We start from the raw sequence: 10,773 nt of genomic DNA, 5'->3' as shown, positions 1-10,773 counted from the left end.
CCGCAGCACGGACGGTTCATCGAGCCGGAGTATACACTCTGGAGTTTGAAGCGCTGTCGGGAACATCGGTGCTGGATGTGCAGAAGAAGCGGCGTTCATTCCAAAATGAGAAGATGACCTATGAAGCTTTGATCAAGGCAGTGCTTGCCCCGTATTCAGGTGCAGATGCGATCGTATTGGAAGGGGGCGGCAAGCCAATCGGTGAGCCGATCGTGCAGTATGATGAGACAGACTGGGAATTCTTGAAGCGAATCGCAAGTCATTCCCAAACGGTTGTCATTAGTGATATATTGGAAGCAAAGCCAAGAATACATATCGGGGTGCCGAAGCTGGAATCGATCGAATTACCGATAGATATTCCGTATACGGTCAGCAACAATACCCTGCAATATCAACGGGCGAACGCGACGCAGCAGGGGCTGCAGGAACAGGACTTTTTCCAATATGAGATTCATAGCGGACATCGTTATCGGATCGGAAACGAAGCGCAGTTCCGAAAGAAGCAGATGGTGGTTAGCGGAGTCCGGGCTGCCATGGACAAGGGGCAGTTCATCTACACATACCGTCTCGGGCGCAGAAACGGCATAAGACAGAACCAGATACATAACAAGAAATTAGTCGGTATTTCTGTCGATGGTAAAGTATTAGATGTCAAAGAGTCGCTGGTCAAGCTTCATTTAACAATGGATAAGGAACAGCCAAAATCAACGGCCTATTGGTTCCCATTTACCCCGCCCACCGGCAATGTCATGTACTGCATGCCGCAGATCGGGACGAATGCGACCCTGTATTTTCCTAATGATGCCGGGGGCAAGGCAAAAGTCACTGGCTGTGTGCGGACAAACGGTGGAAGCTGCGGCAAGACAGGGAACCCGAACAATCGCTACTTTGGCACCGAGCACGGCAGCGAGCTGGAGATTACGCCGACCGCGATTAACATCACGAGCGGGAGTCAGGAGCCGTTAAAGATCAGCATCGACGATGAACAAGGCATCATCCTGACCAGCCATCGGAAGCTGACGCTTCATGCGGTCGATGATATCTCCCTCTACACCCCCAAGCGAATTATCATCCGGACGCCGAATATGGTTGTAGCCAAGAGGCTCAGCAAACTAAGCGGGTTTACGATCGAAAGCGAGTACCACGTCCTGGGCGACCTGGTCCATGCCGACGGCCGGGACCGGACAAGTTATCCGAAGTATAATGACGAGCCAGCGACATGGGAAGGGCCGAAGGTAGAGGAACCGAAGGAAGAGGAGCAGGAAGGAAAGAAGAAGAAGAAGTTTAGCTGGGGGAAACTTCTCGTTGCCGTAGCAGTTGTAGCCGTTGTCGTAGCTGTGTCCGTAGCAACCCTAGGAGCAGGGACAGTAGCTGGTGCAGTAGCTGGTGCAGCGTTGATAGGAGCTGTAACCGGAGCAGCGGCGACAGTCGGGACTATGGTAGCCAACGACATCGCGCGCGGAGAAATGAGTAGTGCCTGGGAATATATAGAGAGTGCCGCCACGGGAATTATCGTAGGTGCGATAGGAGGAGCGATATTTGGCCCGTTTGGGGGATCAGTGGCGACTTCATTAGTCCCTGCAACAACCGGTCAGGTGGTAAGACAACTAGCCACTAATGTAGGAATCGGATTTATGAGTAGCTATACCGATTATACCCTGACCGAATTGATAAATGGACGATCCCCCAACTTTGTAGATGCAGTTACTGCAGGATTGTATGGTTCATTGTTTGCCGGTGGTTTTGCAGCCTTAGCCCCTGTAGCAGGATTTCTGAAGGTTGGAGCACAAAAGGCAACGCAACACGGTGTGGATTGGTTTAAAAACTTAAACCTTCAGGACAACATCAGAAGGAGCATGAAAGAACTCGCCAATAACATTCCGAATCCGTTTAAGAATATTCAGAACAGATTAGCATTTAATGGTGCAGGCAACACAACGCCTTACAGATTCGACATGGAAGATTATCGTCGAAGTGGTGGTGGGGGCGGAGGGAATGGAGGAGATCGTTCGCCTGAGACACGGAGTGGCTCTGGGGGATCAGGTAAACCTCCAAATCGTATTTATGATGAAAATGGTAACCCACTTCCATTTGGTTTTTCAAGTGTTAAGCAATATAATGATCTAGTAAATTCTTTGAAACAAGAGCTTCCAGAAGGAACACAAATCTTATTCCAAGGTAGTTCCGTGACTGGGGTGAGTCACAAAAAAGGGTTGCCATTTGACCAAGGTAGAGTAAGCGATTTTGATATTGCTTTGGTTAATGATGATTTATTCTTGGAAGCATTAGAGATTGGAAGAGGTGGTGGGTTTAAAATGAAAACTGACCCTAATAGAATTGGACCACTGGATGAGAAGCAGCTCGAAATTCTTGGACTGTTGGAAATTGTAGAGAAGAAATCAAAGGAAGCTGGTCGCCCTGTAAGTTTTATGCTTTATGAGAGTGTAGAACAAGCACTGAAACGACCAAGTTTAATGGTGACACCATGATGAATAAGTACTTAAAGTTTGGTATAAGTATTGATGATATGAAGTATGTGACTAAAGATTTACAAAATCTCTTAAACATACGCTTTGAAGAGCATGAAAGTAGCTATTGGGGAGAATATAATGTTGCCCAATTATCTGAAACGGAGAGTATTAGGCTGATTTATAACTATATCGACGATGACTGGCAGGAAGAGGATTTTAAAGAATACCCCTTACTACTTGAATTAAATCGGATAAACGAACCTGAAAAAATGTTGGACCTTCTTTGTGAAAACCTTTCGTATATTTATCTATTGTACATGGATGAAATTGATGCAAAGGTTTCGTCGAGAAGATATGTTCTTGAAAACGGTAATTTCAAATTGGTTTATGAGTATCTAAAAAAGAAAAACAAGAATTAGTCATACTTTCCATCATATTTTTGGCTCTTTCAACAGTTTGTGTAGACCATGTACAGCCAGTTCAATCAACAAACCAAACACTAAATAATTCAGACAGTTGATTTACTTTCAAAAGCTCTTTCCAACTTGAACCATGGAGAAGGAATGAGCTTTTTTTGTGCAGAAATTCTACAAAACAGGCATCTATAGATTCACCAAGTAAGTATTATGTGATTCATGCGGAACAATTAAGAGAAAGAGGTATAAATAAGTCTTCAGAAGGGCTGCCATGGATCGCTTTGGTTGATGAACTAATTTTGAATTCTTAAATGAATCCGATGGTGCAAGATTTGGAGCAGTTGATCTATGGTCATTTGAAGAGTTATCCTCACATCAGTCTCGTGTAACTGAATTCTTTGGAGGAGCAGAAAAAAAGACTAATGGAAACAGTCCACAGCTGAGCCTACACATGGCATTACACAGAAGGACCAGGGGAAATGCAATTAGCTCCCTTCGGTGTTCTCAATATTACTACTCATAATGGTGGTAGATCAACCGGAACATGGACGGATGGACTGAGATAAGGGAGGAACACTTGTGAAGATGAGAGCAGAGTCTATTATTTATCCATTACCTACGGATCAGTTGTTATCAAAAGAGGAAGGTTTCTGGAGGGTAGCGTTGCCTTCAGACTATAGAGAATTTATTAAAATAAACAATGGAGGCATCCGGAAAGACGTTCTTTTAGCTGTGATGGTCATAATTACTTAATTACTAGATTTTTGTGCATTCTTGAAGATCCAACCGAAAATGTATTCGGAATATTTGATATTGATGCCACCAAATCCCAAGTTGGTGAGAGATTGATCGATGATGAGGACTTAATAGGAGTTGCGTTGTTGCCGGTAGCTGCTCTGTTTGCTGGTGACCTTCTATGCTTAGATTTTCGTGAATCTAGAAGCTCTCCTAGTGTTTGTGTTTGGGATCATGCAAATTCTGGTGAATTTCATCCAGTTAGTTATTGTGTTGCGAAAAGTTTTAAAGACTTTTTGAAAATGCTAACTGATTAAACAATAAGGTATACTATAGCTTGTTATTGGTTGGTATTCATGCATTTATAGTTCCTACAACTACAATACAACTAACAAAACCATCCCACTTTTAAACTTGGAGATCGCTTGTCAAGCAAGTTGAAATCGGAATTAGATTTGATTAGAGAGTGAGGATGGGAATGAATAATTACATATTATCTATTACAAAAAAGTTCGATTATTATTTCGAACAAAAAGAAATTTCGAATATTATTTATTTACATGCTGAGGATGATAACGAGAGATTAGACCATGTTCTTTACCTAGAGGAGGATAATAAAGATGTTATAGGCTTGTATATAAGAGGCATGAATCCGTTAATCTCAGTGAATAGGGTTTACGATTTGGATGATTTTAATTTATTTGCTAGTTATGAAGGAGGATTAATTGAATGCAAAGAAAATATTAAACTCAAAGTAGAGTATTTATGTTTGTTTTTTAGCACTCAATACAACGAATTATTTGGTTTCTATTTAGCGAATAACAATACATCTAGTTCTATATTTATATTGTTTTTACATGATGAGATTTATCTAGAAAAGAATTGTAGTAAATATGAGGCTAGTAAAATACTTGAAAAAAGGTTTTCGTCTGAAGGTTTTATGACATACGAAAAAAAATGTGAGACCGATTGGAGAATAATAAACTTCTAACCGTAGGCTGTCTTGTTACTGATGTGTAATACCGATGTAGTAGGGAAGGGGATTTGGTGTTTCTATCTTGGCCCCAACTTCCTTGAAGCGGTCTAGTTCACTCAGCACCCCTTCTTCGGTGACTGATTTGAAAAAAGGCTTAGGGCTAGGAGTGATTTCTTTAAGATCTTGTTCGAGACCTAATGTGTACAACTGTGCATTTGATAATTAGGCACTTTAGAATCTATATACTTCAGTTAACAAGAGATAGACGTATCATAGGGCCGCGCAGCTTCTCCCCTCAGCTGACGAGAAATTAATGGATACCGTAATTTCGGAGGTTAAACTTCTACGCATACAACGTAGGTGGCCAATCCATTAACATACAATACAACGGACAATGCGAGTTAACTGCGTGTTGTGGTTTCTTTTTTATCCGCCGCTTCATGCTTAAAAATATAGTTATTTAAGTGGCGGCTATTCAAAAATATCCCACTCAGTGCCGAATGAACCATTATTCAACCAATAACAATATATATAATCCATGTAATGCCTGTATAACATACCGACACCGCGCACCACGCACCGCCAATCAGGCGGGTTGGGGATAACGAAACCAAGCAAATTCGGCTAAATCCCAGAGAGTTACTCCCAAGGTTTTTAGAAGCACTTAACCACGAAACTCAAAGAGCCAGAATTAATGTGACTTATGGTTTGTTAAGGGCTAAATGAAACTAAATGAAACCTTGATAATATTACGACGATACAAAGAATTAGAAAGGAGTAGGGTTATGGAGCATAAGGCTTTCCTTTTTGATACACAAGGGTTTGATCAGGAGCTTCGAAAAATTATAGTTACTTCTGGTGAAGAAAACGAACCAAAACCTTTACACGAATATATAGTGGAAAATATTGGGAAGGTCCGTTCGGTATATACTGGGGAGTTGTTGGAAAACAACTGGGAGAATGAACTCGAGCTTGGGGGTGTGCAGGAACTCGCGGATTTTGCAATGACATGCTTCTATTCTCCAGAAGATGACAGAGGTCTTTCTTATTTATGGGATGCGCTATTAGAGACTTTAAAGATGTTACCAACAAAAATGGATCCTGAATATTATATTCTCGGCCACCCCATAGAATCAGAAAAATTTAGTCTTGATCCCGGAGGGATGGGATTGGGAATCATTCAGATAAATGATATTCCTGTAGTATTAAAAGATTTAAAAGATTTGAGAGGTACAATTATAGAAAACGGAATGCCTCTTTCCGAGGTTTTGTATGAACATACTTTTTCAGAGATCGTTGAAGCTTATGATGAATTAATAAAACTATATAATGAAGCAGCTGATATGAGAACCGGATTATTGATGACTTTTTAGGTGCGGTGAAAAAGGATCGAATTGAAACAATTGTTAGTCATCAAAAGGAATTTACATACCATTGAAAGGCCTATTTCGGTGACCAAACTAAATGGTTCAATTTATTGGCATTGAATGAAGGTATCACAGACATTAAGCTCGACAAGGATTATCTTAAACAGTACTTTGAATTCTTAACTGAATCCGATGGTGCAAGATTTGGAGCAGTTGATCTGTGGTCATTTGAAGAGTTACCTTCACATCAGTTTCGTGTAACTGAATTCTTTGGGGGGACAGAAAAATGGTTTGAAGTTGGACAAGTACTATATGAGCCTTTGGTAATTGAAAAGAGTTCTGGTCAAGTATACTGCTTCTTTCAAGGGCATCCAGCTAGGGTAGGGCAAACTTTAGGAGATTTCAATTTATTTCTGCTTAACTACGTTTTTGGTAGAAAATACGAGGAACTTGTACCTAATGTTCAATCAGAAGAATGGTATCAATTTCTCAAAAGAATAGGTTTAGCATAGTCATTCGTCTAATGTCTCATTTTTAACTCAATGTAGTATCGTGCAGCCGGTTAATTCCTCACAGGGTTCTTATTCTTCTGTTAACAAGTTATAAACGCACCAGAGAGCCCCTGCAGCTTCTCCGAAACTGACGAGAAATTCATGATACCGTGATTTCGGAGGTCAAACTTTTATGAATACAAGTAGGTGGCAAAACGACGGATACAATGGTAATGCGCCATTCCATTAGCAAGGAGATGACTGAATGGATCACCATCTATATGAAATGAAAGAAGAAGAAAAGTATGGATTTATAAATAAACAAGGTCAATGGGTTATTCCACCAATGTATAAAAGGACTAGTAATTTTAGTGAAGGACTTGCTTGTGTAAAAACTTTTGATAATAAACGAGGATATATCAATATTCATAATGAAATGGTCATTGAGTTGTGTTCTGCAGAATATCTGGGGGATTTCTCACATGGGCTTGCGATTATATCTCTTAATGGAAAGTATGGCTGTATAAACAAAAACGGACAGTTTGCCGCAGCACCAAGGTTTGATAGTATTTACGCAATCAATTCGTCTAGTAGCTATTCCGCCGAGGTTAGCGGGAAGTGGGGGTTGTTTGATCGAAATGCCAAGGAGATCATTAAACCAATCTATGATTCATTAGGAACTTTTTCTGAAGGGTTAGCCTTTTTCGAGAATAGTGGAAAATGTGGTTTCATAGATGAACATGGTGACGTTGTTATAAAATCAATATTTTTGGATGTATCCTCTTTCTCTGGTGGACTTGCCTCCGTTTCCTTGGATGGAGAAAACTACGGTTTTATCAATAAATTGGGCGAATTTGTCATTCCTCCAAAATACTATCAATTAAAAGACTTTAGCGAAGGACTAGCAGGATTTCGGACAAAAACCGGAGGCAAATGGGGATATTTGAACACATCGGGGGAAGAAGTGATTAAGACTAAATTTCAATCCGTGTGGGCCTTCAAAGAGGGCCTTGCCCCTGTAGAAAGTAAAGAACGATATGGATATATTGATAGAAAAGGGAAATTTATATGGAAAAATGCTTTTTTGGTTGCCCATGAATTTTACTATGGACTCGGACGCATTAATTTTGATGGAGAATGGGGCTATATCAATCCACAGGGAGAATGGATTTATAAGCCCAAAGGTTTTTAACAAAGATTAACTAGGAGTTAGAATATGGAGTAGAATAGATCGAATCGGAAAGGCCAATAACATATGTTTTTCACATGAAGAGGCTAATATAGTTGAAGTGTTTATAGCCTCTGAATATCAATATGTTATTCATTTGCTGAGTTATTTAAGCGACTACATAAAGAAAATGATGATGAATGATAGTCGGAGATGCAAGGTTATTCAGTACATAGTGATACGAGAGAGATTATTGTGGGGCAAGTGTTGAATTATGCCCCTAAATCTACTAATCGAACACTTTTACAATGCTCAGAGATAAAACTAAGCTCAAGCAAGAAGCATAGCTTGGAGACGTTGGTGAAGTAAACGCAGGTGAGTTTGAACCTAGAAGATTTGCGGAGAGATAGAGAGGAGATTTTATTATGAAAATTAATGATGGAGTGTTTGGGGAACTTGATTATGATCGCATTTGGTCTAAGGATACTACTGTTAATTATTTTGGAGTTGAAACGCCGATATCACTTATGGTCAAAGGGGATGATGAAGGGATATTTGATAAAGAACAGTATTTTGCATATCAAATGTTAATGGAAAACTGGGAGCAAATGCAGATAAGTTTACTGCAATCAATTCTAAACTATTATCAGCAAAAGCGTCATGAACTAGGTTATGACATCACTTTTGATGCAAATTATCCTTTTATTGATACAACTGAACAACTTATGCAGATGATTACTTTAGATGGTATTGTTGTCCCTTATGGAGATATTAACGAAGAACGTGATATCGGAATCATCTTTAATTGTACATGGGATTTAGAAAATGGTTTAGGACTTCGTTTATTAGATGAAAAAGTAGTTGATGTAGGATACCAAGATGTTGCCATTTGATAGTCAGGGTCAGAGTAGTTTAACTCATAATTGGATTTATAATGTAACTATAAGATAGTACAACAAATAATTCAAAAAGTTCTTTCCAACTTGTTATATGACTAGGATCGAGCTTTTTTATGTGTGTAGAAAAATAAACATAGGAGCTAAATGAGAGGGGAAAACATGTACAGCTAGTAGAGGGGAAATTATGTTACCACTTGAGTTATGAGTAGGAATGAGTTTTTTTTTGCGTAAGGCCATATAACATATGGCATTTGGAAACAGATATGAAAAAAATGCACATGATAAGGCAAATTTAACTGATAAACAATCAACTCGTGATTTCCCAGATTATGATAAGTACATAGAGTATGAAAAAATATTAACAACAAAATTGACTATTAAATTTAGAGGTGAGAGAAAGATCTATCTAGATAATGCAGTATCGAGAATTAATGATATTAAATGGGAAGAAGTCGGTACTATTGTATCAAATGAAGATGCAGATTTGGCTTGTGAATTTTTAAGAAGGTTAGCATTATTTTATAAAAATGAGTGTCTGAGACCACAACCACCTATGTTTTCTAATATAGCAAAATTACTTGGTGATACTGAAAATGAATTACTTATTTCGATGTATTGTAATTCAAGGGTTTTGGAGTTTGTTGCTAACCACCAATATATAGAAAAACTATTTGTGTTTTATATACAATTATCAATATATGTTGATAAAAAACCAAAATATACTGAGTATTTAAATGTATATGAACCATTAATCAGAATCTTAGAAAGAGGGGGCTTTTTTGTTATTAGACCACAGGAATTAGAGATACAAAACGTTAAATATATACCATTAAATGGGTGGTTTGATAAGTTTGTATCAACTGAACCCTATAACATAAGTGAATTCTAATTCTAAAGATGGGGATGGTTCGTGTTCTTAGAAAGTGGGATACAGAGTTTAAGATTTTAGAGGATATTACAGACCAGTTAAAAGGGTTAAAACCTTAACAACAAAAAGGGAGAATCGACTTAGACAATGATCGTGAACCTTGACAAGTTGTAGCCCAATAATTGAACGAAAAATTCCTCGATATCGAGGTTTATGTATACTTCGTTAAAGAATTAAAAAGATAAAAAAATGGAGGGATTTAAGTGTTAGAACCGATGACTTATGAGGAACTAATGGAATATGTTCCAAAAGATTATCATAAGTTTGTTTCAGCTGGTCTGCATCCCAAACAAGCAATTTCCAGACTGATAGATGAGTATGAAATGCAAACCGATGACTATGAGGCATTTAAATGGATGTTTAATGTATTGTTAGCAGAGATAGGTGTACGACATAACTGTTTAAGGGAAGAAATAAGAGAAGAAGCATTAAAAATTATTTGTGATAAGAGATTAATAACACTTTGGAAACAAGAAGGGCTTAATGATACTGAAATAAGTTATAGAAGTGCGCATTTAGAGAAGGTGAAAGACTCTATACAAAAATAAATGTGAAATACAGAAAGGGCTGTCAATATACTTGAAAAACTTTCAAACCTTATTCCAACTTTAAAGATAAGGGAAATTTAAGATGTATAATTTGAATTTACTTAGGTAGCAATAAATTATAGGGAGATGGTATCAGGTGAGTAATGTAGAATGGAGATCATGGGATGAACCAGTAACTAAGATAGAAGTAGAGAATGTTGGAGAAAAATTAGGAGTGAAATTTCCATTAGATTATATAGAAGTTGCTATGAATTATAATGGTGCACATGTTAGCCCTGAATTATTTCAAGTTGAAGGAACAGAAAAGGTATTTGGAACACTACTAACATATGATCAAGAAGATGATGAGCATATAATAGAAGTCTTTAATGAATATAGGGATACACTTCCAAAATGGATAATTCCTTTTGCCTTTGACCCTTCTGGAAACTTATTATGTTTTGATTATAAGGAGCATGAGGATAATCCAATTGTAGTTTTTTGGGAACATGAAAATGCAGCGGAAAAAGAAACGCTAATGCAAGAAGAAGGTTTATCGGAAGAACAGACTGAAGAACGTGCAAGAGAAAAGATATCTTACGTTGCAGCGACATTTACGGAATTTCTTGATAAGCTACATGACTAAGAATTTAAGAAAATAAACATTAAAATCAAAAGCACATTAAGGTGGTCCTCCCACAGGGTGTTGTATAACAATATTTTGCGAAAGAAACATAAGTTGATAATTTGGCAATATGGCATTTTATCTAATGAGTTCTTGTTACAAGGTATAAG

At 38.2% G+C, this 10,773-nt stretch carries 11 protein-coding genes and 2 pseudogenes; all 13 read left to right on the top strand.

Annotated features, from left to right (window positions below; genetic code table 11):
* A pseudogene (locus tag ABEQ74_RS23580) lies at nt 1-2,489 on the top strand (hypothetical protein); the annotation flags it as partial.
* Nucleotides 2,489-2,890, top strand: coding sequence for a hypothetical protein (locus ABEQ74_RS23575; RefSeq protein WP_430124614.1), 402 nt, complete (start codon nt 2,489-2,491; stop codon nt 2,888-2,890). The pseudogene ABEQ74_RS23580 and the gene ABEQ74_RS23575, both read left to right, overlap by 1 nt.
* Nucleotides 2,891-3,345: 455 nt before the next feature.
* Nucleotides 3,346-3,453 (top strand): annotated as a pseudogene (locus ABEQ74_RS23570) (HNH endonuclease); the annotation flags it as partial.
* 13 nt (nt 3,454-3,466) lie between these two features.
* Nucleotides 3,467-3,640 (top strand): hypothetical protein, encoded by a 174-nt coding sequence (locus ABEQ74_RS23565; protein WP_430124613.1) that lies wholly within the window; start codon nt 3,467-3,469, stop codon nt 3,638-3,640.
* A gap of 11 nt (nt 3,641-3,651) precedes the next feature.
* Nucleotides 3,652-3,939, top strand: coding sequence for an SMI1/KNR4 family protein (locus tag ABEQ74_RS23560; RefSeq protein WP_430124612.1), 288 nt, complete (start codon nt 3,652-3,654; stop codon nt 3,937-3,939).
* Nucleotides 3,940-4,100: 161 nt separating this feature from the next.
* A complete protein-coding gene (locus ABEQ74_RS23555; protein WP_430124611.1) occupies nt 4,101-4,613 on the top strand; it encodes a hypothetical protein in 513 nt (170 codons plus the stop codon).
* A 770-nt stretch (nt 4,614-5,383) separates the two neighbouring features.
* Entirely contained in the window at nt 5,384-5,971 is a 588-nt protein-coding gene (locus ABEQ74_RS23550; RefSeq protein WP_430124610.1) for a hypothetical protein, read from the top strand.
* A gap of 104 nt (nt 5,972-6,075) precedes the next feature.
* Nucleotides 6,076-6,477: a hypothetical protein gene (locus ABEQ74_RS23545; protein WP_430124609.1), complete on the top strand. Its 402-nt coding sequence runs from the start codon at nt 6,076-6,078 to the stop codon at nt 6,475-6,477.
* A gap of 244 nt (nt 6,478-6,721) precedes the next feature.
* Nucleotides 6,722-7,648: a WG repeat-containing protein gene (locus ABEQ74_RS23540; RefSeq protein ID WP_430124608.1), complete on the top strand. Its 927-nt coding sequence runs from the start codon at nt 6,722-6,724 to the stop codon at nt 7,646-7,648.
* A 401-nt stretch (nt 7,649-8,049) separates the two neighbouring features.
* On the top strand, nt 8,050-8,517 hold the full coding sequence (locus ABEQ74_RS23535; protein WP_430124607.1) for a DUF6985 domain-containing protein: 468 nt from the start codon (nt 8,050-8,052) through the stop codon (nt 8,515-8,517).
* A 250-nt stretch (nt 8,518-8,767) separates the two neighbouring features.
* Complete coding sequence (locus tag ABEQ74_RS23530; protein WP_430124606.1) at nt 8,768-9,412, top strand: hypothetical protein; 645 nt, start codon at nt 8,768-8,770, stop codon at nt 9,410-9,412.
* 242 nt (nt 9,413-9,654) lie between these two features.
* Nucleotides 9,655-9,999 (top strand): Imm3 family immunity protein, encoded by a 345-nt coding sequence (locus tag ABEQ74_RS23525; protein WP_430124605.1) that lies wholly within the window; start codon nt 9,655-9,657, stop codon nt 9,997-9,999.
* A gap of 136 nt (nt 10,000-10,135) precedes the next feature.
* Complete coding sequence (locus ABEQ74_RS23520) at nt 10,136-10,624, top strand: SMI1/KNR4 family protein (protein ID WP_430124604.1); 489 nt, start codon at nt 10,136-10,138, stop codon at nt 10,622-10,624.
* Nucleotides 10,625-10,773: the final 149 nt, after the last annotated feature.

The sequence above is a fragment of the Paenibacillus solani genome, from assembly GCF_050475945.1.
In the GTDB taxonomy this organism is placed as follows: domain Bacteria; phylum Bacillota; class Bacilli; order Paenibacillales; family Paenibacillaceae; genus Paenibacillus_AQ; species Paenibacillus_AQ solani_A.
Note: the sequence above shows the minus strand (reverse complement) of the source record. Positions and strands in the feature narration are given on the sequence as shown.